The organism is Nocardia sp. NBC_01388, from assembly GCF_045040085.1.
GTDB lineage: Bacteria > Actinomycetota > Actinomycetes > Mycobacteriales > Mycobacteriaceae > Nocardia.
Genome location: NZ_CP109553.1, coordinates 3,789,890 through 3,813,838, shown reverse-complemented (window position 1 = coordinate 3,813,838; position 23,949 = coordinate 3,789,890). Strand labels below are relative to the sequence as shown.

Below are 23,949 nucleotides of genomic sequence, written 5' to 3'. Positions count from 1 at the left end.
GGCTGGACGGAATTCGACCTCGGGGCGATCGCCGCCGCCGCCGACGCCGGCGTCTGAATCCCCATCACGCTGCATACTTCGAGTCTTGCACTACCGCCCGTCGAATGCACATGTCGGTTGCCTCGCCCGCGAGGCCTGGCATTATGGAGTGCGTGAGCACAGACACCCTGGTACGTCCGGAGACGACCACAGACGAGTCGACGGACAACGACACCCCCAAATTCTTCCACTACGTGAAGAAGAACAAGATCGCCGAAAGCGCCGTCATGGGCACCTTCGTGCAGGCCCTGTGTGGCGAGGTCTTCCCGGTGACCCGTTCGGCCAAGCCCGGCTCCCCAGTCTGCGAAGAGTGCAAGCGCGTGTACGAGATGATGAAGAAGGACTAGCTGTTTCCGCTGGTCAGCGGGTTTTGGACTGCTGAACTAAGGTCGCAGTGTGCGAGTTTGGTGCCATTTTGAACGGGTTCAGCAATTCCAGCACGTCGGCGTTGTCCACGTCCACCACGTGGCGAATGCCCTGATGGATGTAGTGGCACTGAGTCATCGACTTGCCGCCGTCCATGTGCCCCAACTGGGCACTGACCCGTTCGTCGTGGCCGGTGACCATGGCGATATGGGTGGCCACTGTGTCCCGCAGGTCCGACAGTCGGAAGGTATGGAAGCTGAGATTTCGCTTCCGGCCGAGACCCGATTGGTAGATCTTCGTGGACGCAATCTTCGCTGAGGTCGAAGATCGGCGGCCCCAGCGGATCCATGTCGGGATGTAGCAGTACCGGCAGGCGCGAGGGGCTGAGCGGAAACATCACCATCCCCGCGACCAGACACCGGCAATGCTCGCCACGGGGCGAGCCCGGCCCGCCGACGATGACGACCGGCTCGTCGCAGGTAACGAGGATCTGCGGCGTCGCGACCACCATCCATCGGCGCTCGAGCAGATGCAAGGCGGCGGTAGTCCGAGGTGCCGACAAATCGCCGCCGCACTCGTGGTCGACGGCCGGCATGCCAACATTCTTGACTGGGGCAACCAAACCCTGAAAGTCCTCGGCCCCGACTGGGCTGCGGAGTTGTTCGCTTCTCGTTGTTCAGTGTCAGCGCCATCGACACTGAACAACGGCCGATGCGCGGCAATGTGGCGGTCGGCATGATGGAATGCCCGCCGCTGACCCTGGAGTGGACACGCATCTAACGGCGAACGGAAAACCCGTGCAGCACTTAACAAAACCGGTTGTGTACTGAACGCTCGCTGTCTATCCAACCTGCCGGGCCGGTGTCAGGATCGATCGAACCTCCACCGGTCCTCTTCGCTGCGGTCTGAGCTCCCCAGCGGGGAAGATTTCGCGTGTTATCGTTCAACCGGTTCCGCAGGGGTGCGTTCTTTACCGAATATGGCAGTGGGCGTACAGGATTCGAACGGGGGATGACATGCAGGTGTCGCCGGAGGAACTGCGGAAGGCCGCCGCGACCGTCGACGGCTTCGCCGACAAAGTCGGCAAAGCGCCCGTACGTGATGGGGAACCGCTTGTCGACACCGTCGCCGGGGTGCTGCGGGGTGGTCCCGCCATCGCCGCGGCCCTGCATACCGTGGACCCGGCCATGAAGAAGGCGGTTACGGTCGCGACTGGTCGGTACCAGGAAGTCGCATCAATTTTCCGCACCTCTGCCGATGAGTATCACGGCACCGATATGGATTCGGCGGCCCGGTTCGACGCGATCGGGGATTTGAACTCAGGTGTGGCGCCGGCGTGACGATCCCGACCCCGAAACAGGTCGATGTGATCGTGCTGGATCTCGATGAGGTCGCCACCCGGGCCGAGTCGATCGCGACCACGCTCCGCGATACGGCCGATGACCTGGACCGCTGTATCGACGGCATGAACTGGTCCGGCGAAGGACGCAAGGGCGCGGAACACCGCGCCGGCAGCGAGCGGCAGCAAATGCGCACCCTGGCAACTGCATTCGAGGACCTGACCACCGTGTGCCGTACTGCGCAGGCCACGATGTCGCCGACCCTGGACACGCTGAGAACATCGCTGACCTGGTTGCGCAACAACTTCTACGGGATCGCTGACGACTGGTCGGTCACCGACAAGCTCAATTACGCGGCCGGGTTCGCGATAGCGAAAGGCGACCAGCCCGCGACTGACCGACTCACCAAATATCAGACCGACCGTTCCGACGAGGCCGCCAATCAGACGGTCGCGCTGCAACGGCTGGCAGCCAGCTACGGCGCCGACGACGACTCCTGCGCCCAAGCGATCGGCAAGGCGGTCTCCGACATGGCCACGCTCGCCCCGGCCTCGGCGGGGCTGAGCCCCTCGCTCGCCGATTCCGACCTGGCGGCATTCGAAAAGGGCCAGGCCACACCGGAACAACTCGCGCGCCTCCAAGCTGCCACCCACCTGACCGGCCAGCAGCTCGACGATCTGCTCAACGGCAGACAGGTCAACATCCCCCAGGGCCAATTCGACTACGCGCGTGAGGTCATGCGCGATCTCGACGGCTCCAGCGTCGAGCAGATCGACCACCTCGCCGACAACCTGCCGCCGAGTCAACAGCAGACCGTTCGGGCTGGAATCGCCGACGCACTGCAGATGATGTCCAACCCGCAGATCGGCACCAGCGGCGGCGGTGAGGATGGGGGACAGGCCGAGCGAACCGATCACGGTGGCATGGCGGTGCTGCCTACCCAGGTCCGAACTCTGCTGACCGACAATCCCCAAAAATACAAGAGTCTGGAGCGTTCGGATACTGCGGGCGCCTCGATCGAGGTGCCGCGCCTGAACGATTTCAAGGCGTTGAACGACCTATTGGGCAAGGGTGACTGGCAGCTGGCCCGCGGCACCGATATCGATCGCGGCCTGCTCAAACAAGGTGCGGAGATCGCGGGCAGCAACGCGCAGCACATCTACGGCAATTCCAGCGATACGCCGAGCTCGGTGGCCGACATGTTGTTGAGTCGCGCCGGGATCGACAACACTGCCGTCAACGACTTCTTGACCGGCGGACCCACCCTGCCCGACGGCACCCACCGCATGGATGTCACCGTCTCCCCAGGCGGACATTACGACGTCGAGTCGCATATCGCCGATGTGATCCATCACGATTGGGGCGGACACGACGCCGGCATCTCGAAGGTCATCACCACTGCGGGCCAATTCGCTACCGACCCCACCAATGCCACCCTGCGGACGGAGTCCGGTGCTTCGGTGCACGCGCTGGCCAGCTATGTCGGTCAGCACGGAGACGACCTGCTGCACATCAATACCCTGACCGGGCCGAAGGAACTCGGCGTCGCCAACCCCGGGATGACCCAGGCACTGGCATCCACCCTGTCGCCCTACATTCCAGATATGGTGAAGGTCGGCCCAGATCTCCTGCACACGAGCGGATTCAACCACGACATCAATTCGGAGCAGTTGAAGAACATATTCGCGGTGGTCGACTCCAACCAGGCGGCTGCGACCCAGTTCAACTCTTCAGCCTATGCAGCTGTCTCGCAGCTGAATCAAGAGTTCGGGACAACCGGCGCACACGACTACAGGTTCGCTGAATGGGCTGGAAAGATCGATGCGGGGGCCCGGGACGGCATGCAATTCGAACTCAAGACCAGAGGACTCCAAGCAGCCGATACGCTGAAGGCTGAAACGATGATCTTCGATTCGGCCAGGGAAGGCGCGACCTTTACGGCCAAACAAATTCCCCTCATCGGAAGTGCGGTGGAGTTGGAGCTGAAGGCGTCCACACCCGAAGTGAAGGCATGGTTGCTCGGGTCGGTGCCCGACGTGCACGCCACCGTCGATCTAACCTCGGATGCCAACCCCTCTCAGCGGTATTACAACGTCCTTGAAGGTATGGCCCAAACAGGCGATCATCGGGACTTCCGATCCGACCCGGACGTTGGAAAGTATTTCGACCCGGATACCGGCAAGCTGAGGTCATTCGAGCAGATTGCCGGCACGGAACCGGGCGACAGTTTGCCCGAATTCGATAGTGCTATGCGGAATCTACTGCCGGGCCTGGCCAATTACGACGAAAGCTGGGCTGTCGGACACGAACCGAATGGAGTCCAACACAAATGAGATCTGGCCTGCACCGTGAACTCACTCGCCGCGTGACCGCGGCAGCCTTCGCGGCCCTGCTGCTGGCCGGATGCTCCGACGACCACCAATCGGCGACGCCGTATCAGCTTCCTGACAATGTGCAGTTCTCCTACCGATGGACCGCCACGCCTGGACTTGATCTCGAGTCCGACCCGGCGATCGTTACCCGCGCGACCATCGAATCCGCGTTCATCGCGACCGTCACCCGGACGACCGACAAAAGTGATATCGCCAAGTACACCTACCCCGGATACATCCGCGCCGCCGACCCAGCTGTCAGGAGCAAGGAGCCCAACCTCTACACGCTTTGGGATGCAGGCACTTTCGATACCTGGGTGCCTGTCCATGGCACCGCCTACGCCTATCTCGTCTCGCTGCAGAAGTCATCCGGCGATCCCTCGGCTCGGGCGATGGATGCCTTGGCGTGCGTGTGGTTGAACGGCTTGTCTGTCAGCTTTCAAACGCCCAACTACAGGTCGTTAATGGACCCGGCACTCGTACCCCAAGCCGTCACGCTGAAGCTTCGCGCCCCGCAGGACGACACGTCGAAACTCACCGCGCTCGGCCACGGTCCCGCCCGATACCCAACCGCTGACGTATTCGGGCAGTGGTCAGTGGAATCGATCACAGTGAACAGCAGCAGGATTCAGGCCGTTCCGTATCAAGACCCGTGCGCTGGATTGCCGAACAATCCGGTTCCACTCGAACTGCTGAACACCACCAGCCTGACCTACTACCCGAAGCATCTCCCGACGCTCGACCCAGATCCCGGTTGGGCGGCGACCACCGTTGAACCGCCCAAACCGTAAGGGCCAGGGCGAAATCGCATGAGCCTCGACGACCTGCCGCCGGAGTTGCGTGCCGCACTGCTGTCGACGCCGGAGGATACGCATCCGAACCCAGCTCTCGAGGCACCAACGCGACCGGCTAAACGCGAATCTGATTGGGACTGTCACATATTCGAGGAACCGCCACGCATCCGAGTCGACAGCTGGGACGACATGCCGCCCATGCTCGTCATACCTGACACTGTTCGCCTGCGGCCATTCACCATCCTCGACAAGGGCAAGGATGACGACGAGTAGACCGGTCCCGGATCGACCCGGAAGTTATCGCCGACGGACCGTGTCCGGCGGCCGAGAGTGCCTTCCGCATCGTGCTTTTCAACCGTGCGGTGAGCGCTGTGGGGTTCTTTCCCCGCCTCATTTCATGCTGCGTGCCAGGTCGATCGCTGAGGCGATGAGTGCGCGGTCGTCCGTGCCGATTGTCGTGCCGGGCGTGATGACACCGTACTTGCGGCAGCCGTCATAGCAGAGCGTGTTGTAGTAGGTGGAGACGACGATGCGGTCGTCGACCATGGTCTCGAGCGCCAGGCCCGAGCCGTCCCGGTGCCCGCGCGACAGAGTGCCCGGAAAGAGAGGATTCGAGATAAGGGAAAGCCTCGCCGGGCTGTTGTCGGTTGTGAATTGTGCCACCGATTCGCGGTTCATCTTCGTGAACGACACCGTCAGCAGCAGGTGTTTCGTGCCGCCGACGAAGTCACATGAGGTCAGGACGGCATCGGCCCGCCCCCGTGCCAATGTCACCGGGCCGATGATCGTTCGAATACCTTGAATCTGATCGCAGAGCGCGGGGACATCGCGAGGCGCGTCCGGAATCGACTGCGGCAGTTTGCCGACCATGTCCTGGGCTACCGCTGTCATACCGGCGTCATCCAGTTTCTTGCCCAGGATGTCGCTCAACCCCGAGTTGGTGAGCAGCAGTTGAGCGTCGCCGTGCTGGAGCGCCAGGGTGCGGTCCCCGCCGATCGAGCTCACGCCGATGAGGCCGTGATCTGCTCCCACCGAAACCTGGTGGCGTTGCTCGAGATAGCTCGGGAGCAGAGCGTCGAGGCTCGGGAAGGGCTGGCCCACAACGATGCCGACCGATATCGGTGCGCCACCGCGGAAGCCCGCATGGCACCAGTCGGTGCGGCCATCGACCGGATCGACGTCCCTGCTCGGACCGAGCTCGTCGAACTTCAGGATGCCGTCCGCTTTCAGCTTGCCGATGTCGATCAACGTGCACGGATCGAACGCTTTCGGCGGTTGCGCGTCCCCGGCGACCCGCGCACATCCAGCCGCCACGGCGACTGCCACGATCAATGCACTCAACATAGTTCGACGCATTCGACACCCTCCCTCTGCCTGTCAGCCCAGGTCGTATCGTAGGCGCGCCGGACACTCCCGGCAGGCGGCGTCGATGGGGTTCTCGGTAGAACGCGTGTCGTCCTCCGGCCGGATTTCGGAGCCATCGGTATGAGAAACCGCGATATCGGCGATCGAACTCGCCAGTGTGGTGCGCGAATCATGGTGTGTAAGAGGCGAGTTCGGCTGTTTGTCTGCCGACGCAGATGACCAGGATCGCTCCGGGCACGATCCGCAGGGGAGTGCCTTGGCAGTCTCGAGTGCCGCGGGTGATGGGTTGCGTTTGCACAAGTCGGCCGTCGTCGCGACTCCAGGCGCGCACCGCCCTGCTTTCCGAGTAAGAGGTTTCGACGATCTGAGTGGGCAGGAAGGCGTCGTGGCCGGAGTCCCGGCCCCATCCGTCCATGCCTGGGCACGTGTACTTTTCGAAACCGGTGGTGGAGTCGACAACCGTGAACGGGCCGGATGTATGCCAGCCGCCGCTCCACAGATCGCTCAAGAGAATGTCGGGCCTTTCAGGATCCGCGGCGATCGGTTCAGGGCCGCGGCCTCGGCTGATCGGTGCAGTGGTGAGCTGGTCGTAGGAAGGTTGACGAGTACACGGGGAAACGGTTCGGATTCTTCGCCGATCCCGATTCGCACCAGACGCTCAAAGCCATGTACGGCTCGGAATCCTTTGCGCGGCAACAGCTATCGGATAGATTGCCGCCGCGCAATCTACTGACGCTCGGCTTCGCCGCGCTCGCGGCCGGGGTGCTGTGGTTCATCACCCTCGCCACTCCGCGCGGGTCCATTCCGCTGATGTGCGTGATGTCCGTGGTCTGCGGCATCGCCAGCTCCTGCATCTGGGCGCCGCTTCCCGCGACCGCGCTGCGGAACCTGCCGCTGCGGCAGCTGGGGGCGGCCTCGGGCGTCTACAACACCACCCGTCAGGTCGGTTCGGTACTCGGCAGCGCGGGCATCGGGGTACCGCTCACCGCGCGCATGACAGCCCACTCGGTGCCCACCGCCGAACCGGGTCACCTCCCGGCCTCCCTGAAAGCGCCGTACGCCTCGGCCCTGACCGGCACGCTGTATCTCACGGTGGCCCTCCTGGTGATCCGCGCCGTCGCCGCCGCGTTCCTCACCCCGATCGGGACGGCCCTCGGTTCTGCCTCGCCTCCGCCGGTGCTCACGCGGAAAGCTGCCGCCTAACCCGCAGTGTGACAACGTGTTTCGGTCTCCGCGAGCAGCTGCTGTGAGATCAGTTGTGGTGCAGGAGGGGGAGGAAGATCGTGTCGATGATTTCCTCGAGGACGTGGTCGGGGGCGGGCGCGAAGGTGGTGAGGAATTCGTTGCGGAGCAGGTCGAAGGGGAGGGATTTGATGCGGTCGGTGAGGTGTTCCGGGGCGATCTCGCCACGGGCTACGGCGCGGTCGAAGAGGACGTCGACGGCTTCTTTTCGGCCGGTGGAGAGCGGGTCGCGCGGGTCGCTGGGGTTGATTCCGGTTTCCTGGTAGTAGCTGGCCAGCTGCACGCTCATGACGAGGAAGAGTTGGAGGCGGGTGGCGTTGATCTCGCGCATGAGGGTGAGGACGTCGCCGCGCAGGGTGCCGGTGTCGGGGACGCCGAGGCGGGATTTGCGCAGGATGTGGACGAGCGTGGCCCGGATGAGTTCATTGCGATCGGACCAGCGGCGGTAGAGGACGGACGGGCTGGTGCCCGCGCGTTTGACGACGGCGTCGACGGTGAACCTGGCGTAGCCGTTATCGGTGAGCTCATCCCAGGCCGCGTCGAGAAGCGCCTGTTCCAGTTCGGCTCCGCGGCGGCGCTCGGGCATCTGTCGATCTCCTTTAGATAGGGTTGTCTATCTTATCGTAGCGCGGTACCGTAGCGGAAATAAGATAGAACTCTCTACCTTAAGGAGCTACGTGAACACCCGCGCTGTCCCATCGCCACCTCCCGCGGCGGACCCGGATCGCCTCGATCCGGCTCTGCGGCGCATGACCTTCACCCTGATCATCGGCGCGCTCGCCGTCATCTTCGACACCACGATCATGAGCGTCGCCATCAACAGCCTCGCGGGGCAGATGCATGCCTCGCTCGGCGCCATCCAGTGGGTGAGCACCGCTTATCTGCTGGCCCTTGCCGCCACCATGCCGGCGGTCGGATGGGCGCAGTCGGTCCTGGGCGGCAAACGCCTGTGGGTCGCCGCGCTGGGAATGTTCCTCATCGGCTCACTGCTGTGTGCCGCGGCGTGGAATGTCCCGAGCCTCATCGCTTTTCGCGTAGTCCAGGGCATCGGCGGCGGCATCATGATGGTGCTGATGACCACGCTGATCATGCAGGCCGCCAAGGGGCGCAGCATCGGCAGGGTCATGTCGCTGATCACCGTGCCCACCGCCTTGGGGCCGGTGCTCGGCCCGGTGCTCGGCGGCGTCATTCTGCACCTAGGGGACTGGCGCTGGATCTTCCTGTTCAATGTGCCGTTCTGTGTTGCCGGCGGCTACCTGGCGATGCGTAACCTCCCCGAGGACGCCCCCCGCCCCGGACCCCGCGCCCGCCTGGATGTTGTTGGCATGCTGCTGCTTTCGCCCGGCATCGCCGCTGTCATCTACGGCCTCACCCAGCTCGGTGGATCCGGTGGGCTCGCGAGCCTCGAGGTCGGACTGCCGCTGATCGCCGGGCTGGCCCTGCTCGCCGGATATGTCGGCTGGGCACTGCGGCGCGGATCGGACGCCCTGATCAATATTCGGCTTTTCCGCCACCGCTCTCTCGCCGCCTCGTCGGCGCTGGTCTTCCTCACCGGCGGCGCGCTGTACGGGACCATGCTGCTGCTACCGCTGTACTGGCAGCAGGTGCGTGGCGAGGACGCGCTCGGTGCGGCGCTGCTGCTCATCCCGCAGGGGCTGGGCACCCTTGTCTCCCGCTCGCTGGCGGGCCGGTACATGGATCGCTTCGGCGCGCGTCCGGTTGCCATCGCCGCCTTCGTTCTCACCTGCGCGGCCACGGTGCCGTTCTGCTTCGTCACCGCGACCACGAGCAATATCGCGCTGATGGCCGTGCTGTTCGTGCGCGGTGTCGGACTGGGCGCGGCCATGATCACGCTGATGGGCGGCGCCTTCGTCGGACTGCGGCCCGAGGAGATCCCGCAGGGTTCCAGCATCAGTCGCGTCGCCCAGCAGGTCGGTGGCTCCGCGGGGACCGCAGTCCTCGCAATGATCCTGCAGCGCACCGCAACCGGCGCTCACACCCCGGCAGCCCTGGCCTCGGGTTTCGGTCACGCCTTCTGGTGGGCGACCGCGTTCACGATCGCGGCTGTCCCGCTCTGCCTGCTGCTTCCGGGCCGGGCCGCCCTGCCGGCGCAGGACCAGCCCGCTACCTCCGATGCGGAGCCCGTCGAGGTCTGAGATCGATGCCCTCGTGATATGACTGCTGTGCCATCGGTCCAGGCGAAATCATCAACGACACAGCCGTGAACCCCCGGGCCCATGACGTTGTACCCGAGGTGCGCGAGGCAGTGACCGAGTAGGCCGAATCGGGCTCCTGCGCAGCCGTTGTGGAGTAGTTTCGCAACACGTTCCAGTTTTGCCGGTGACTCGCGGCGAAACGGATTGGGCAGAAGGGCTGGCGTGGCGATGGCGGACTACATCATCATCGGTTCCGGGAGTGCCGGCGCCATCATCGCTCGCAGGCTGGCCGATACCGGCGCCGATGTGACGCTGATCGAGGCGGGCCGGCGGGACAACACCAGGCTGGTGCGCAAGCCGGGCATGATCGGCCCGCTGCACAGCGTGCCGCAACTGAAGAAGATGGTCGACTGGGGGCACTACACCGTCGAGCAGAAGCATGCGCTGGGCCGCGCGATTCCGCAGACGCACGGCAAGGTGGTCGGCGGTTCGAGTTCTGTCAACGGCATGGTGTTCGTGCGCGGCAATCGGCGCAACTTCGACGATTGGGCGGCGGAGGGCAATACCGGCTGGTCGTATGACGAGGTGCTGCCGAGCTTCAAGAAGTTCGAATCCTTCGAGGACGGCGCGAACCGGTTCCGCGGTGATTCCGGTCCGATCAAGGTGATCCGCGCCCGCGAGCTGCGGCCGGCGTCCGAGTCGTTCATGCAGGCGCTGGTCGAAACCACCGGCGCGGCAATCAATCCCGATTACAACGGCGCCGAGCAGGACGGCGTCTCGATCCTGCAGCAGAGCAACAGCAATGGGCTGCGCTACAGCACTGCGGTCGGATATCTCGACGATCGACCGAAAACCCTCACCGTGCTGCCGAATACGCAGGTCGTGCGCATTCTGATCGAGAACGGCCGCGCCACCGGCGTGGAGTATCGGACCGCGCACGGCACCGAGGTGCTGCGTGCCGAGCGTGAAGTCATCGTCAGCGCAGGCACATTCGGCTCTCCGCAGCTGCTCATGCTCTCGGGCCTCGGCCCGGCGGATCATCTGCGCGCCTTCGGCATCGATGTCGTCGCCGACCTCCCGGTGGGCGACAACCTGCACGATCATCTGTTCGTGCCGATGTCCTTCGCCATGCCGACCGCTGTGAACCGTTCGGCGCCAGGGTATTTCGCCCGTGCCTTCGTGCGGGAGTCTCTGCGCAACAACAGCACCTGGCTGGCCCGCAGCGTTTTCGAAGCGGTCGCGTTCCTGCGCACTCCGTACGCCGCGGCCGCGCCCGATCTGCAACTGCACGTCCTGCCGTGGGGCTATCCCGGCCCGAATCAGGACGCCCCGATCCGCCACACCCCCGATCCGCGCCAATCCTTGACCGTCCTGGTCACGATGATCTACCCGCAGAGCCGCGGCACCCTGCGACTGACCTCGGCCGAGCCCACCGCCGCGCCCGCCATCGATCCCAACTATCTCGCCGAGCAGCAGGACCTGAACACGCTGGTGCACGGTATGGAACTGACCCGGGAAATCATGTCCGCGAAGTCGATCGCCGCAGACGTGGATGCCGAAATCTCCCCGGGCCCACAGTATCCCGGTCGTGCAGAGCTGGCCGCCGAGGTCCCGAACCGTGCAACCACCGTCTACCACCCCGTCGGCACCTGTCGCATGGGCGTGGACGAGCGCGCGGTGGTGGACCCCCTGCTGCGGGTGCGCGGAGTGGAGGGACTGCGCGTCGCCGACGCCTCGATCATGCCCAGCATCGTCGGCGGCAATACCAACGCCGCCACCATGATGATCGGCGAACACGCCGCCTCGATCATCCTGGGCTGAATATCGTTGTGCCGGTGACGGAAACGCCCGGGCCGGCGTGAATGCCGGTCCGGGCGGGGTCGTTCTACGTCAGTTGATGGTGAAGCTGCCGGCCATCGGGGGAGTGTCGCTCGCTCCGGCGGCTACGGTGCCGATGGGATCGCCCGAGCAGTCGCCGCTGGCGTAGAAGGTGGCGTCCTGGTCGGTGGAGTTCGCCACCACGGTGCTGCTCTCGTCGGTCAGCTTGATCCGGACGCATCCGGTCGGATCGACGAGGACCCTGCCGTTCTCGACGAGCGTTCCGGTTGCCGCACCGGCGGTTCCGGGTGCGAGCACCGCGACCATTCCGGCCACTGCGGCGGCGCCCAGCAGTCCAGCAATGCGCAACTTCATTGAATCCTCCGTGGTGAATCTGCACCCGATGACTCCGGGCACCGTGAACCCGGCAATCTACCGTGACCCGGTGTGCCGCCGTGTATCCACGAGAATACGGTGGCGTTTCCGCGAGCTGTGAACTCAGGCGATGCCGTCTTTGAGGCTCTGCAGGCCGATGTCGACGAGGCGGGAGAGTTCCTGGACATTGAGATCGCCCCTGGCGAACCAGGTTTCGGTGGCGGTGAACATGACCGCGGCGACGCACTGTGCGGTGATGGAGATTTGATAGGCGGCGTCGGAGCCGGGGGCGGCGCCGGTGCGGTCCAGGAGGAATTGGGCTATCTCGCGGGAGAATTCGGCTTGCACGGTTTTGATGTGCGATTGGACGAGGTCCTGCTCCAGGTGATTGCTGCGCAGGATCGCGATCTGGTGCAGCGCGGCATCGTAGGGAAAAGATTCGACGGCGATGCGGACCGAGGTGGTGACCGGTTCGCCGGGCGGGCGCAGGGACAGGGCCTGGCGGAACCAGTCCAGCCGGGCATCGTAATCGGCGAACAGGACGTGCTGCTTCGAGGGGAAGTGGCGGTAGAAGGTTCGTTCCGTGACGCCCGCGTCGGCGGCGATATCGGCGATCGTCGTCGCCTCCACGCCGTACTCGAGGAAGCGTGCCAGCGCGGCATGCTGCAGCGTGGAGCGGGTGCGCTCGGCTTTGGAGGGTGACGGCGCGGCGGGCATAGACCGCATTCTAGGGTCCTACTTCGCCTCATCCAGCGCACGGTGCGCGGCGTTGTAGCCGGGAATGAACGATACCGACGGACCGCCGTGGCATCCGGCGCTGCCGAGGTAGAGCCCGGTGACGGGCAGGGGCAGGTCCCGGAAGCCGGTCGGGCCGGGGCGGCCGGGGCCCATCTGTTCGGGGTGCACCAGGCCGTGGCAGTAATCCCCGCCCGGGGCTCCGAACATTCGATCCATGTGGCGGGGGGTGAAGACGATCTGCCGGGTGATCAGGTCTGCGAAATTCGGTGCGAGGGTGCAGATTCGGGCTGTGACCCGCTGTGCCATCTCGGCCCGGAGTCTTGCGCGGTCCTCCCGCTGCCCCTCGATGGGGAACCACAGTGCGAATGCGGATGCGGCGTGTTTACCCGCGGGCGCGACCGATGGATCGTGGACCGAGGGCAGCTGCAGGACCACGGCCGGCTCCTGGGGCACTATGCCCCGCCGGCAATCCTCCCACTGCTGTTGCAGCTCTTCGGGAGTGCTGTAGAGGCCGATCGCCGACTGCATGGCCGGATCGTCGAGCATCCGGTACGGATCGGCGAACTCCGGGAGGCCGTCGAGTGCGAAATGCAGTTGCAGATAGCTGCCGCGGTGATCGGTGCGAGCGAATCGGGAGAGCGTGTCCGCGGACACCACCTCCGGATTCAGCAGCTGTCCGACGGTGAGATCCGGTGCGATACAGGACACTACGATCGGCGCGGTCACCTCGCCGCCGTCGCCGGTGCGCACTCCGGTGACCCGCTTTCCCTCGGTGAGTATCCGCGTCACCGGGGTACGCAAGCGGACCTGACCACCGGCGGCTTCGAACCTTTCCCGCAGATGTGTTGTCAATGCCCCGATTCCGCCGCGGATCTTGCGCATCAGCGTGCCGTCGCCCTCGGGAGTAGCCAACCCGAACGCCAATGCCATTGCGGTGCCGGGTGTTTCGGGGCCACGAAAAGTCATGTTCAGTCCGAGGAAGGACATCATCCCACGTAGCGCACCGGTCTTGTCGCTGCGGGGTACATAGCGGTCGAGCACCTCCGATAAGGACCCGAACAGCATGTCAGAGATCGCCGCGCGTTCGAATTCGTTTGTCGCGCAAGCGAACATCTCATCGATGGTCTTCGGCTCCCGCCGTATCTCGAACCGGCCGAGCGCCCGGGCCGGAGCCTGCGCCCAGGTCATCAGCCCGGCGAGTCCGGTCAGCATCTCGGCGCCGTGCACGCCGCTCACATGCTCGAGCAACTTCATCGGATCGGTGTAGTAGATGAACGGCGGATCGCCTCTGCCGAGCGTCGACACCGACATGACCTCGAGCGGCACGGCGGGCACCGCATCGAGCTCCAGTTCGGCGCTGAGCTGCGCGGAGGTGGGGAATTGCTCGGATCCGGCGATCTCGAATCGGTACCCGTGGATCAGCTCGACCGTGGAGGCCATTCCACCCGAATAGTGATTGGACTCGAGGCAGATCGTCCGCAGGCCGGCGTGCTGCAGTATCGCCGCGGCCGCCAATCCGTTGTGCCCGGCCCCGATCACGATCGCGTCATAGTCCGACATAAGCCGAAACGGTCCCACCGGACCAGCAAAATGTCAACAGTGACAAAATATCTGTCAAATCTGTCATGAGTGACAATTATCGGTTCTAGAATCCGCCCATGTACGTTCTCAGTCTCACCGTCCACGCGATCCTCGGCATCGCTGTCACCGCCTGGATCATCGGCGAGAACCGGGCGCTGTTCGTCTCGGTGCCGGGACGGCCCCGCATCAGCGCGGTCGAACTCGCCTACTGGGCAATAGGTATCGGCTCGGTGGTGCTGGGCTGGTACTTCAATATTCGCTTCGTGCTCGAATATCACCACGACGGCACGAATCCCCTCTGGGGGCCGGGGGCCAGCTGGGCGGAATACATCTATCTCATGTTCCCGAACTGGGCCGCCGACTCCGCCTCCCAGGATTACGTCTTCCTCAACGTCCTGATCCTGCCGATCATGTCGATCGCCGGTGGCCTTCGTAAGGGCCTGCCCAAACCGTGGCTCTTCTTCGCCAGCAGCCTCTTCACCAGTGCCGCTTTCGGATTCGTGCTCTATCTGATTGTCGCGGAACGGCGGCGGCGCGCAGTGCTCGTGGATGCGGTCCCGACGCTGCCGACGCTCGGCGGGCGCTAGCGGAGCCCGGCGAAGAGGTCGGATTCCAGCGCGGGGGCCGTGTCGACGCGGTTGAAGTGCCGCACGAAACTCTCGGACGCGAAGACCATCTGCTGGATGTCCTCGGGCAGGCGCAGGAACGGCATGCTGTCGCCCTGACTGCCGTGGGCCTCGAGCGCCTTGACCTTGCGCCGGACGTACGGGGCGACGTCCACCACGGCGGTGATCTGATCCATCGGGGTGCCGAAGTCCTCCGGCGGCTCGAAATCGCCCATGTCCTGGCCGCTGGCCTTGAAGGCCTCGAACATCTCGCGGGCGCTCTCGCGCGGAATCGCGGTGTAGTACAGCTTTTCCGGGATGCCCGAGGATTCCGTCGCCGCCAGGGCGATGCGGTTGGCCTGGATATGGTCGGGGTGACCGTAGTTCCCGTTTTCGTCGTAGGTGACGACGACCTGTGGCCGGTAGTGCCGCATGAGATCTTCCAGTCGCGCCGCCGCCTGCTCGACCGGGGTGTTCCAGAACGCCTCGGGATCGTGATTGCCGTCCCAGCCGTCCATGCCCGAGTCGCGGTAGCCGAGCAGTTCGACATGTTCGATGCCCAGGATCGCCGCCGACTCGCGGAGTTCGGCGAGCCGCAGCGCACGGACCGCGTCCGGATCGTGGCCCGGCTGCCCGGGCTTGACGCCGCCGGGCCCGTCGCCCTGCTCGCCGTTCGTACAGGTCACCAGGACAGTTCGAATGCCTTCGGCGGCATAGCGCGCGAAAAGGCCACCGGTACTGATGACTTCGTCGTCGGGATGTGCGTGTACAGCCATGATGGTCAGTTGCTCAGCCATGAGTCCCCGTGGGTCGATGCGGTGGTTTCGGTTCCACTGTAGGAAGCGCCGCGGTCTCCCGTTTATGCCTGCGGGCCTCGAACCAGGCCCGGACCTGGGTGAGGCGGGTGGCGCGCGCGGGCCAGAACTCCTGAATGCTGGCATTGAATTCCGCGCCGAGGATCACCGCGAAGCCGAGGAAGAACGTGAACAGCAGGAAGGCGATCGGCGTGGCCAGCGCGCCGTAGGTGACACCGGTCCGGGTGACCCAGGCCAGATATCGGCGCAGTCCCTCGCTGGCGGCCATGAAGAACACGCCGGCGACCAGGGCGCCGCCGAAAAGCCGATGAAAGGGCAGCGTGCGGTGCAGGGCCAGCTTGTACAGCGCGGTCAGGCCGATGATCAGCAGCAGTCCGGCGCCCGGATAGTAGAAGGTGTCGATCAGCCTGAGGCCGGGCTCTTTCCAGCCGCGCGGCAGCACCCGGCCGATCAGCGACGGGCCCAGCGCGACCACCGGCAGGATCAGCACCGCGGCGATCAGGAATTGCACGTACAGCCACAGCGCGAAAATGCGCTGCCAGACCGGGTGTCGCGCATTGGCCTGACCGTGTGCGGCGGTGATCGCGTCCACGAAGGTCGCCATCGCGGATGATCCTGCCCACAGGGAGAGCACGAAGCCCACCGACACCACGCCGCCGTGCCCGCGCTCGAGCACATCACTGGTGGTCGGTTCGATCAAGTCGTCGACCACGCTGGAACTGAACAGGTTGCGGCTGAAGGTGATGATCTTGCCCTCGACGATGTCGACCGTGTCCGGGCCGAACCAGTGCCCGACATAGCCGAGCGAGCCGAGCAGCCCCAGCAGCAGCGGGGCCAGCGACAATGTCTGCCAGAACGCGGCCGCGGCGGACTTGTTGAAGATGGAATCGCCCCACGCTTTGACCGCCACGTGCACGATGAGCTCGCGAATCCGGCCCCGAAGTGTGACGACGACCACGTCGGTCTCTGGCGGCGCGGACACGTCGGCGTGTTGCGGCGGATTGTCGTGCTCGTTCATGGTGGCTACAGCATCGCTCACCAGCGTTTCAAATGGGCGGGGACCGGCGATGTGTCGTGCGGCACTAGTTGGTGCTGTGTCGAATTGGTGTGTTGTCGGTCGGCATCGCTAATCTCTACCAAGTGACTTCGGGTGGTGGCGGTTCATTACGTGCTTGGCAGCGCAGGGCTCTCACCAAATATCTGACGAGCAAGCCTCGCGATTTTCTTGCGGTAGCCACCCCCGGCGCCGGTAAGACGACTTTCGCGTTGCGTGTGGCGGCGGAATTGCTGGCCGACCGCACCATCGATCAGGTGACGGTCGTCGCGCCGACCGAGCACCTCAAGCATCAGTGGTCCGGGTCGGCGGCGCGGGTGGGCATTCAGCTCGACTCCAACTTCTCCAATTCGACGGGTTCGACCTCCTCGGACTACCACGGTGTGGTGGTGACCTATGCGCAGGTGGCCTCGCATCCGTTCAAGCATCGGGTGCGCACCACGAACCGGCGCACGCTGGTGATCATGGACGAGGTCCATCACGCCGGCGATGCGAAGAGCTGGGGTGAGGCGGTCGAGGAGGCCTTCGGGGACGCGACCCGAAGACTCTCGCTGACCGGTACGCCCTTCCGCAGCGACGACTCCAAGATTCCGTTCATCACCTATGAGGCCGATGAATCCGGATTCGAGAAGTCGCGCGCCGATCACACCTACGGTTACTCCGAGGCGCTGGCCGACGGCGTGGTGCGGCCCGTGGTCTTCCTGGCCTACTCCGGTGAGGCGCACTGGCGTGACAGCGCCGGCGACGAGTACTCCGCCCGCCTGGGTGAGCCGCTGAGCGCCGAACACACCGCCCGCGCCTGGCGCACCGCCCTGGACCCCGCGGGCGACTGGATGTCGAAGGTGCTCATTGCCGCCGACACTCGGCTGCGACAGCTGCGCGCCACCGGTATGCCCGATGCGGGCGGCCTGGTCATCGCCACCGATCAGGACAAGGCGCGCGACTACGCCGAACTGCTGGAACATATTTCGGGGACCAAGCCGACCATCGTGCTCTCCGACGATCCGGCGTCCTCGAGCCGGATCGGCGAGTTCAGCGGGAACACCGACCCGTGGATGGTCGCGGTGCGCATGGTGTCCGAGGGCGTCGACGTTCCGCGTCTGGCCGTCGGCGTCTATGCCACCAGTGCCTCGACCCCGCTGTACTTCGCGCAGGCCATCGGACGTTTCGTGCGTGCCCGCAAGACGGGGGAGACCGCCAGCGTCTTCGTGCCGTCGGTGCCGGTGCTGCTGGACCTGGCCGCGCAGCTGGAGGTGCAGCGCGACCACGTCATCGGTAAGCCGCACCGGGAGAAGAGCGATCTCGACGACGAACTGCTGATCGACGCGAACAAGCAGAAGGACGAGCCGGGCGAGGAGGAGAAGAAGTTCATCGCCCTGGCCGCCGACGCCGAGCTCGATCAGGTCATTTACGACGGCGACTCCTTCGGCACCGCCACCTTCTCCGGCAGCGATGAGGAAGCCGACTACCTCGGCATTCCAGGTCTCCTCGACGCCGACCAAATGCGCGCCCTCCTCAACGACCGCCAGTCCCGCCAACTCCAGGACCGCAGCGCCGCAGCCGAATCCGGCCGCCCCCTGCTCACCAATGCCGCGTCCGCCGAGCGCACCGCCACCTCCGACCGCCTCGGCGAACTCCGCCGCGAACTCAACAGCCTGGTCGCCATGCACCACCACCGCACCGGCAAGGCCCACGGCGTCATCCACGGCGAGCTACGAAGAGAGTGCGGTGGTCCGCCCACCGCCCTCGCCACCGCCGACCAGCTCACCGAACGCATAGCGGCCCTGCGCCGCATGTAGCGCAGTCACGACGCGATCACCAGATCGATATGGACCGGGTCGCCATCGGCCAGCCCCTCGGCGATCCGGACCGGCTTCTTCACCGGCAGTACGTATGTGGCGCGCTTGCCATCCGGAAAAATGGATGTGGACCACCGGCTGCCGCCGACGGTGACCTTGACCCGCAGCGAGCCGAAGCCACCCGCCAGCGCGCCGTACATCGCTTCGATCTCATCGGATACCGCCTCGGGCAGACTGACGAAATACCGGGACGCGCGCGCCTCCCATTTCCAGAGCTCGCTGGTGAAGGTGTACTGCGCGTTCGCCATTCGCCCACGGTATCGGGCCCGACCGGCAGATCGCGCCGACGTGCGGTTCAGTTGCTCACCGGCCGAACAGTCTTCGCCACCATGGGTGATCGGCCGGGGGAGTTGATGCTGGGATGGCCTGGGTCCGCGCGGCCCGTGCCTCGTCTCGGTCGGTTCGCCAGGTGTCGACGACGTCGTCCGTGCACAGCGGTGTGATCGGTACTCGCGGCCCGACCGGATTTCGCATGTACTGCACGATGCGCTCGTTGAGGGCGGCGACGGTCTCGCGCACCTCTCGCTCCGACGGGACATCTCGCACCGTGTCCTGGATCTGCTCGCGTTCGCGGCGCAGGACGATGGGTTCGGGCAGGAGGGCGTCGGCTCGAAGGCCTTCGCGTTTCAGGAGATTGAGCACCCACCAGTTCTCGTCGGCGGGGCCCGCTGGAATGGGTTGCCCCGCGCCTGGCAGCTGGTCGAATTCGCCCCGCTCGGTCGCCTCTCGAATCTGCCTGTCGATCCACGATTCGAAGGTGAGGCCGGGCGGCTTTCGCTCGGTCACACTGTCGAGGGTACCGGCGTTCGGCGGTGCGGGTCAGCGGGCGAAGTAGCGGCCGGGTGAGACGCCCACCTCGCGGCGGAAGGCGGCGACGTAGGCGCTGGGGGTGGCGTAGCCGACGCGGGCGGCAATGCGGGCCAGGGGCATGGCGGCGGCCAGGTGGGGGAGGGAGGCGGCCAGGCGGACCTGGGTTCGCCACTGGCCGAAGGTGATTCCGGTTTCCGCGACGAAGGTGCGGGCCAGGGTGCGCGGACTCGCGGCGGCCGCGACGGCGAATTGGTGCAGGGTGCGGGCATCGGCGGGGTCGGCGACGAGGGCCTCGGCCACGTGCCGGGCGCGCGGATCCTCGGGCATGCGCGCCCCGATGGGTATCACCTCGACCGGGTGGAGCAGATCGAAGACCACGCCCTCCGCACGTTCGCGTTGGACGGCGGTCGTCGTATCGGCGGTGAGGTGCTCGAACAGTTCGTGCAGTAGGCGCGGCACCCGCAGCATGGTCGGCACGGGGAAATTCGCGGGGCTGCGATCCGGTTCCAGGAAGATGCCGCTCATGACCGCGCCGTCGCAGGTGCCGGTGCGATGGTGCACGCCGCCGGGAATCCACAGTGCGCGGGTGGGCGGCAGCACCCACCTGCCCGCACCGATCTCGACCGTCATGACTCCCCGTGCGGCCCAGACGATCTGGTGCTGTGGATGCTCGTGCTCCTCGAACCAGTGCCCGGCGCGCAGCGAGCCCACGCCGAACCACATGGCAGTGGGCCCGGTGGGTGCGTCGAAAACGGGGGCTTGGCTGTCTGGCGACACAATCTGTCACCGTAGTCTCTCGTGGTCGCCGCGAGACCCGCCTACCGTCATAACCATGGCAATGAACATCTTCCATCAGCTGTTATGCCGTTCCAGCGCGTGGGAACGCATCAGTGCCACCCGCATCGTCCCGTGGGCCCTGGGCGGGGTGGAACTCGGCGACAGTGCGCTCGAGGTCGGCCCCGGTTACGGTGCGAACGTGCGCACCCTGGGCGAGCGCACCGCCGCGCTCACCGGTCTGGAAATCGACCCCGCCCTCGCCGCCCGATTGCGTGCTCGCCGCGGTGAACAGCTGCGGGTCCTGGAGGGCGACGGCACCGCAATGCCCCTGCCGGACAAGGAATTCAGCTCGGTGGTCTGCTTCACCATGCTGCACCACGTCCCGTCACCCGCGCAGCAGGACGCCCTGTTCGCCGAGGTCTTCCGGGTACTGCGCCCCGAAGGCGTCTTCGCGGGCAGTGACGGCCTGGACAGCCGCGTCTTCCGCCTCATGCACGTACGCGACACCTGTGTCCCCGTACCACCGGCCACCCTCACCGATCGCCTCGCCGGCATCGGCTTCACCGATGTCGAGATCAGCACCGCCGCACACCAATTCCGCTTCCGGGCGCGCAGGCCCTGAGCCCGCGGTCAGCAGCCCAGCTGGCCGGCCAGATCGAGGAAGTCGCGCGCATTGATATCGAAGTCGTCCTCGTAGCTCACGTCCACGGCGCCGTCCGGGCCGAACTCCAGCGGCCGGGCGACGAAGGCGGTCCGGAAGCCGAGCGCACCCGCCGCGCGAATGTCGTACTTGTGGCTCGCCACCATCATGATTTCCGCCGGCGCGAAACCCAGGTACCGCGCCGCCATGGCATAGATGGCCGGGTCCGGTTTGAAGGCGCCCGCCATTTCCGCCGTGAACACCGCATCCCACAGCAGCCCCGCTCGCTTCGAGATATCCACCACGGCAGCGACATCCGCATTAGACAGCGTGGCGAGGGTGAAGCGGGTCCCCAGCCGCCCCAGTCCCACTACCGTATCGGGCCACGCCACCATGCGCCGCCAGGACAGCGTCAGCTCGTCCCGCTCATCCGGGGTGAGGGCGAGGCCGTCCTCGGCCAGCAGCCGGTCCAGCGCATGGCGGTACACCGAGTGCACCGTCACCCAGGCCGTATCACGCCGCGGCGTCGCGGCTTTGAGCGCCGTGAAGTACTCCGCCCGCCATCGATCCGTGAATCCGGCCCAGTCCACGTCCGGATACCGGGCGCCCGCAATACGTCTCGCCGCAGCGGTCACCACCGAGTGGAAGTCCACCGTGGTGCCCTGCACATCGAACAGCAATGCCCGCAGGTCCGCATTCCCCTGAATAGTCACCCTCGCATCCAAGCACTCGGCGCGGGCGCTACTACCCGGTGGTGACGCCGAAGAACGTAGCGGGATCGAGCGTATCGATCGAGGTCCACCGTGCCGGACCGGTCTCGCCGGTCGCCGACGCCGCTGTGGCGCCGGTGCGATAGCCCTGCAGATCCAGTGCCAGCCAGGGCGTTTCGTCGACCCGCCGGGCCAGCGCGTAACAGGTGGCGAGCATATGGACGCAGCGTTCGGTGCGGGCGCGGCAGGAGCAGTCCGTCCGCGCGAGCTGGGGTTTGACGGTGATGCCGTGCTCGGCGAGCGCGGCGCGATGTTCGTCGGTGAGCGTCAGGGTCTCCGCCGGAATCAGTTTCCCGATGGCCGTGATGGTCGCGGCGGACAGCGGCGTCAGCTCCAGATAGGTCACCGAGGCCTCGGCGCCGCGGTGGATGGTGGCCCGCACGATGGTGTTCTCGATGTCGGTCTGCACCAGGTTGTTGCGGGCGATGCTGTAGGCGCGGGGGAGCAGCGGCTCCGGTTTGCTGACCTTGAGCGGCTGGGCCAGCCGGACCCAGTCCATGCCCCAGCTGGTGTACCCGAATTCATTGTCGGCCATATCAGTTGCCTCGCTTCCGGCGCAGGAGTTCGAACAGCCGGTCGTCGTCGAGCCGGGCCAGCCCGGCGACACCGGCGGAATCGGTGAGATCGGTGAGCGCGGATTTGCGGTCGTGCATGCCCGCGATGTGCTCCTCGATGGTGGTGCCCGAGGTGAGCGTGGTGACGGTGACCGTGCGGGTCTGCCCGATGCGGTGCGCCCGGTCGGAGGCCTGCGCCTCGACGGCCGGATTCCACCAGCGGTCGAAGTGGATGACATCGGCGGCCCGGGTGAGCGTGAGACCGGTGCCCGCCGCCCGCAGGCTCAGCACCAATACCGGTGGCCCGTCCGCGGATTGGAAGTCGGTGACGATCTCGGTCCGCTGCGCCTGATTCAGCCCGCCGTGGAAGAACGGCACGGTGATCCCGAGCTCCTCGGCGCAGTGCCGCACCAGCAGTTCGCCGGTGCGCCGGTACTGGGTGAACACCAGCGTGGGCGCGTCCGCGCCGACATTGTTGGCGAGAATATCGGCGCACACATCGAACTTGCCGGAGCGCCCGGACAATTCGTCCAGATCGCCGGTGACCAGTCCCGGGTGATTGCACACCTGCTTCAATTCGGTGAGCACCGCCAGCAGCCGGGTGTGCCGCTGCCCGCCGGACCCGAAGCCCTCCTCCTCGGCCCGATCGAGCAGCTGGTCGTAGATCCGGTCCTGCTCGCGAGTGAGATCGCAAACCAGATCGCAGTGGATCTTGGGTGGCAGCGAGCCCGCCACCTCGGACTTGCGCCGGGCCAGCACCACCGGCTCGATGGCATCACGTAGTCGCAGCACCGCCGGCCCGGACCCCTCGTTGATCGGCCGCACGAACCGCCGCCGGAACTGGGTCTTGTGAGTGAACTCGTGCGGCACAACCAGATTGAGCAGCGCCCAGAGCTCTTCGAGATGATTCTCGACGGGTGTGCCGGTCAGGGCCACCCGGGCGTCCGCCGGAATGGCGCGCGCCGCCTTGGCGACCTGGGTGCGCGGATTCTTCAGTACCTGAGCCTCGTCGAAAACAATGCTCGCCCACCGCATTCCCTGCAGCGCGGGCCCGTGCCCCCGCAGCGTCGGATATCCGGTGACCAGAACCGTGCCCGCCGCGGCCTCGGGTAGCTCGCCGCCGCGCCAGCCGATCGCCCGCAGCCCGGGCCCGAATCGCTCGATCTCGTGCACCCAGTTGCCGACCAGGGAGGTCGGGCACACCACCAGGTGCGGCCCCGCCTCCGCCCGCCCGAGCAGATACCCGATCGCCTGGACCGTCTTGCCCAGGCCCATCTCATCGGCGAGCACCGCACCGCCGTGCGTATCGGTGGTCTCGTGCAGCCAGGCGATGCCGCGCGCCTGATAGGGCCGCAGCTCGGCCTTCAGGCTCGTGCGCAGCTCACCGGACAGCGCCACGGTGTCCTGTAGGACCCGCAATGCGCGGGCCGCGGCAACAATGGCCGTCCCGCCCGCATTGGGCGTGGCGTGCGCGGCAGGCGGCAGCGCCGGCTGCTCACCCTGCAGCGCGGCCCGCCAGGCCAGCGCCGAGGCCCCGGCATCGGGCAGTTCGAGCCCCAGATAGCGCTCCGGCTCGACCAGAACGCACGGCACCTCCGCGACCGCGATACCCCGGCCGTCCGGCACGGCCAGCGCGACCGCCTCGGGATCACCGGGGATTTTCGGTACCTCACCCACCGCCGACCCGTCCCAGGTCCACAGGGCGAACATGTGACGATCGGGCAGGTAGGTGGCGTGCGCGGTAGACAAGTGAGCTCCTCCGGGCGGGGTGGATTCATCCCGGGACACAACAAGACGATTTTGCGCAAGTCGAGACCCGGAAACTGAACAACGGGCGACCCGTATGGGCCGCCCGCAGTTCATGGGGGTAATTCTGTTG

The 23,949-nt window shown here is 65.9% G+C and carries 25 protein-coding genes; 11 read left to right on the top strand and 14 right to left on the bottom strand.

From position 1 onward, the window contains the following. The first annotated feature begins 152 nt into the window (after positions 1-152). A complete protein-coding gene (locus OG716_RS18915; RefSeq protein WP_327145161.1) occupies positions 153-386 on the top strand; it encodes a DUF3039 domain-containing protein in 234 nt (77 codons plus the stop codon). Positions 387-399: 13 nt separating this feature from the next. On the opposite strand, the gene OG716_RS18910 is transcribed toward OG716_RS18915, so the two are convergent. Next, positions 400-624: a hypothetical protein gene (locus OG716_RS18910; RefSeq protein ID WP_405138856.1), complete on the bottom strand. Its 225-nt coding sequence runs from the start codon at positions 622-624 to the stop codon at positions 400-402. Between the two features lie 797 nt (positions 625-1,421). On the opposite strand from OG716_RS18910, the gene OG716_RS18905 reads away from it, so the two are divergent. From OG716_RS18905 to OG716_RS18890, 4 genes are read left to right on the top strand one after another with little or no spacing between them, the layout of a single operon-like run. Continuing rightward, entirely contained in the window at positions 1,422-1,745 is a 324-nt protein-coding gene (locus OG716_RS18905) for a type VII secretion target (protein ID WP_405138855.1), read from the top strand. Positions 1,746-1,771: 26 nt separating this feature from the next. Further along, positions 1,772-4,078, top strand: a complete 2,307-nt coding sequence (locus OG716_RS18900) for a hypothetical protein (protein ID WP_405138854.1) — start codon at positions 1,772-1,774, stop codon at positions 4,076-4,078. A 32-nt stretch (positions 4,079-4,110) separates the two neighbouring features. After that, positions 4,111-4,908, top strand: coding sequence for a hypothetical protein (locus OG716_RS18895; protein WP_405138853.1), 798 nt, complete (start codon positions 4,111-4,113; stop codon positions 4,906-4,908). Positions 4,909-4,926: 18 nt separating this feature from the next. Beyond that, on the top strand, positions 4,927-5,184 hold the full coding sequence (locus OG716_RS18890; protein ID WP_405138852.1) for a hypothetical protein: 258 nt from the start codon (positions 4,927-4,929) through the stop codon (positions 5,182-5,184). A gap of 117 nt (positions 5,185-5,301) precedes the next feature. On the opposite strand, the gene OG716_RS18885 is transcribed toward OG716_RS18890, so the two are convergent. After that, a complete protein-coding gene (locus OG716_RS18885) occupies positions 5,302-6,159 on the bottom strand; it encodes a hypothetical protein (protein ID WP_405138851.1) in 858 nt (285 codons plus the stop codon). A gap of 783 nt (positions 6,160-6,942) precedes the next feature. On the opposite strand from OG716_RS18885, the gene OG716_RS18880 reads away from it, so the two are divergent. Next, the gene (locus OG716_RS18880) at positions 6,943-7,479 is read left to right on the top strand and encodes an MFS transporter (RefSeq protein ID WP_405138850.1); all 537 of its coding nucleotides are present in this window, start codon (positions 6,943-6,945) and stop codon (positions 7,477-7,479) included. A gap of 49 nt (positions 7,480-7,528) precedes the next feature. Here OG716_RS18880 and OG716_RS18875 read toward each other — a convergent pair whose 3' ends face one another. Beyond that, on the bottom strand, positions 7,529-8,104 hold the full coding sequence (locus OG716_RS18875; protein WP_405138849.1) for a TetR/AcrR family transcriptional regulator: 576 nt from the start codon (positions 8,102-8,104) through the stop codon (positions 7,529-7,531). A gap of 91 nt (positions 8,105-8,195) precedes the next feature. On the opposite strand from OG716_RS18875, the gene OG716_RS18870 reads away from it, so the two are divergent. Together OG716_RS18870 and OG716_RS18865 are read left to right on the top strand one after the other, a co-directional pair. Continuing rightward, positions 8,196-9,674, top strand: coding sequence for an MDR family MFS transporter (locus OG716_RS18870; RefSeq protein WP_405138848.1), 1,479 nt, complete (start codon positions 8,196-8,198; stop codon positions 9,672-9,674). 228 nt (positions 9,675-9,902) lie between these two features. Then, positions 9,903-11,495, top strand: coding sequence for a GMC family oxidoreductase (locus OG716_RS18865; RefSeq protein WP_405139755.1), 1,593 nt, complete (start codon positions 9,903-9,905; stop codon positions 11,493-11,495). 69 nt (positions 11,496-11,564) lie between these two features. On the opposite strand, the gene OG716_RS18860 is transcribed toward OG716_RS18865, so the two are convergent. The 3 genes from OG716_RS18860 to OG716_RS18850 form a co-directional block, all read right to left on the bottom strand. Further along, on the bottom strand, positions 11,565-11,867 hold the full coding sequence (locus tag OG716_RS18860) for a hypothetical protein (RefSeq protein ID WP_327145166.1): 303 nt from the start codon (positions 11,865-11,867) through the stop codon (positions 11,565-11,567). Between the two features lie 123 nt (positions 11,868-11,990). Continuing rightward, positions 11,991-12,584: a TetR/AcrR family transcriptional regulator gene (locus OG716_RS18855; RefSeq protein ID WP_405138847.1), complete on the bottom strand. Its 594-nt coding sequence runs from the start codon at positions 12,582-12,584 to the stop codon at positions 11,991-11,993. An 18-nt stretch (positions 12,585-12,602) separates the two neighbouring features. Next, positions 12,603-14,165: a phytoene desaturase family protein gene (locus OG716_RS18850; protein ID WP_405138846.1), complete on the bottom strand. Its 1,563-nt coding sequence runs from the start codon at positions 14,163-14,165 to the stop codon at positions 12,603-12,605. Between the two features lie 98 nt (positions 14,166-14,263). Between OG716_RS18850 and OG716_RS18845 the strand changes: the two genes are divergently transcribed. After that, a complete protein-coding gene (locus tag OG716_RS18845; RefSeq protein ID WP_405138845.1) occupies positions 14,264-14,773 on the top strand; it encodes a DUF2834 domain-containing protein in 510 nt (169 codons plus the stop codon). On the opposite strand, the gene OG716_RS18840 is transcribed toward OG716_RS18845, so the two are convergent. Both OG716_RS18840 and OG716_RS18835 read right to left on the bottom strand, forming a co-directional pair. Further along, positions 14,770-15,588 carry a PIG-L family deacetylase gene (locus OG716_RS18840; RefSeq protein WP_405138844.1) on the bottom strand — a complete coding sequence of 273 codons (819 nt, stop codon included), beginning with the start codon at positions 15,586-15,588 and terminating at the stop codon, positions 14,770-14,772. The genes OG716_RS18845 and OG716_RS18840 overlap by 4 nt on opposite strands. Then, a complete protein-coding gene (locus OG716_RS18835) occupies positions 15,581-16,624 on the bottom strand; it encodes a YihY/virulence factor BrkB family protein (RefSeq protein WP_405139753.1) in 1,044 nt (347 codons plus the stop codon). Before OG716_RS18835 ends, OG716_RS18840 begins: the two co-directional genes overlap by 8 nt. A gap of 122 nt (positions 16,625-16,746) precedes the next feature. On the opposite strand from OG716_RS18835, the gene OG716_RS18830 reads away from it, so the two are divergent. Beyond that, on the top strand, positions 16,747-18,459 hold the full coding sequence (locus OG716_RS18830; RefSeq protein ID WP_327145183.1) for a DEAD/DEAH box helicase: 1,713 nt from the start codon (positions 16,747-16,749) through the stop codon (positions 18,457-18,459). 5 nt (positions 18,460-18,464) lie between these two features. Here the strand turns inward: OG716_RS18830 and OG716_RS18825 are convergent, their stop codons facing one another. The 3 genes from OG716_RS18825 to OG716_RS18815 are packed head-to-tail and all read right to left on the bottom strand — an operon-like array spanning position 18,465 to position 20,106. Continuing rightward, positions 18,465-18,767: a DUF1905 domain-containing protein gene (locus tag OG716_RS18825; protein ID WP_405138843.1), complete on the bottom strand. Its 303-nt coding sequence runs from the start codon at positions 18,765-18,767 to the stop codon at positions 18,465-18,467. A 55-nt stretch (positions 18,768-18,822) separates the two neighbouring features. Continuing rightward, positions 18,823-19,305, bottom strand: coding sequence for a DUF1992 domain-containing protein (locus tag OG716_RS18820; protein WP_405138842.1), 483 nt, complete (start codon positions 19,303-19,305; stop codon positions 18,823-18,825). A 33-nt stretch (positions 19,306-19,338) separates the two neighbouring features. Next, complete coding sequence (locus OG716_RS18815) at positions 19,339-20,106, bottom strand: AraC family transcriptional regulator (protein WP_405138841.1); 768 nt, start codon at positions 20,104-20,106, stop codon at positions 19,339-19,341. 55 nt (positions 20,107-20,161) lie between these two features. Here OG716_RS18815 and OG716_RS18810 point away from each other — a divergent pair, with 55 nt between their 5' ends. Next, entirely contained in the window at positions 20,162-20,728 is a 567-nt protein-coding gene (locus OG716_RS18810) for a class I SAM-dependent methyltransferase (protein ID WP_405138840.1), read from the top strand. A gap of 8 nt (positions 20,729-20,736) precedes the next feature. On the opposite strand, the gene OG716_RS18805 is transcribed toward OG716_RS18810, so the two are convergent. Genes OG716_RS18805 through OG716_RS18795 form a run of 3 tightly spaced genes read right to left on the bottom strand, consistent with a single transcriptional unit; the run spans position 20,737 to position 23,780 of the window. Next, positions 20,737-21,459, bottom strand: a complete 723-nt coding sequence (locus tag OG716_RS18805; RefSeq protein WP_405138839.1) for a haloacid dehalogenase type II — start codon at positions 21,457-21,459, stop codon at positions 20,737-20,739. A gap of 31 nt (positions 21,460-21,490) precedes the next feature. After that, positions 21,491-22,051 carry a hypothetical protein gene (locus OG716_RS18800; protein ID WP_405138838.1) on the bottom strand — a complete coding sequence of 187 codons (561 nt, stop codon included), beginning with the start codon at positions 22,049-22,051 and terminating at the stop codon, positions 21,491-21,493. 1 nt (position 22,052) lies between these two features. Next, on the bottom strand, positions 22,053-23,780 hold the full coding sequence (locus tag OG716_RS18795; protein WP_405139751.1) for a DEAD/DEAH box helicase: 1,728 nt from the start codon (positions 23,778-23,780) through the stop codon (positions 22,053-22,055). Between the last annotated feature and the right edge of the window lie 169 nt (positions 23,781-23,949).

Bases quoted from the DNA above. Each gene is read 5' to 3' on its own strand.
- OG716_RS18875 (WP_405138849.1), bottom strand. From the start codon at position 8,104: ATGCCCGAGCGCCGCCGCGGAGCCGAACTGGAACAGGCGCTTCTCGAC.
- OG716_RS18825 (WP_405138843.1), bottom strand. From the start codon at position 18,767: ATGGCGAACGCGCAGTACACCTTCACCAGCGAGCTCTGGAAATGGGAG.
- OG716_RS18795 (WP_405139751.1), bottom strand. From the start codon at position 23,780: ATGTTCGCCCTGTGGACCTGGGACGGGTCGGCGGTGGGTGAGGTACCG.
- OG716_RS18865 (WP_405139755.1), top strand. From the start codon at position 9,903: ATGGCGGACTACATCATCATCGGTTCCGGGAGTGCCGGCGCCATCATC.
- OG716_RS18850 (WP_405138846.1), bottom strand. From the start codon at position 14,165: ATGTCGGACTATGACGCGATCGTGATCGGGGCCGGGCACAACGGATTG.
- OG716_RS18840 (WP_405138844.1), bottom strand. From the start codon at position 15,588: ATGGCTGAGCAACTGACCATCATGGCTGTACACGCACATCCCGACGAC.
- OG716_RS18880 (WP_405138850.1), top strand. From the start codon at position 6,943: ATGTACGGCTCGGAATCCTTTGCGCGGCAACAGCTATCGGATAGATTG.
- OG716_RS18905 (WP_405138855.1), top strand. From the start codon at position 1,422: ATGCAGGTGTCGCCGGAGGAACTGCGGAAGGCCGCCGCGACCGTCGAC.
- OG716_RS18810 (WP_405138840.1), top strand. From the start codon at position 20,162: ATGGCAATGAACATCTTCCATCAGCTGTTATGCCGTTCCAGCGCGTGG.
- OG716_RS18890 (WP_405138852.1), top strand. From the start codon at position 4,927: ATGAGCCTCGACGACCTGCCGCCGGAGTTGCGTGCCGCACTGCTGTCG.
- OG716_RS18845 (WP_405138845.1), top strand. From the start codon at position 14,264: ATGTACGTTCTCAGTCTCACCGTCCACGCGATCCTCGGCATCGCTGTC.
- OG716_RS18860 (WP_327145166.1), bottom strand. From the start codon at position 11,867: ATGAAGTTGCGCATTGCTGGACTGCTGGGCGCCGCCGCAGTGGCCGGA.
- OG716_RS18835 (WP_405139753.1), bottom strand. From the start codon at position 16,624: ATGAACGAGCACGACAATCCGCCGCAACACGCCGACGTGTCCGCGCCG.
- OG716_RS18855 (WP_405138847.1), bottom strand. From the start codon at position 12,584: ATGCCCGCCGCGCCGTCACCCTCCAAAGCCGAGCGCACCCGCTCCACG.
- OG716_RS18800 (WP_405138838.1), bottom strand. From the start codon at position 22,051: ATGGCCGACAATGAATTCGGGTACACCAGCTGGGGCATGGACTGGGTC.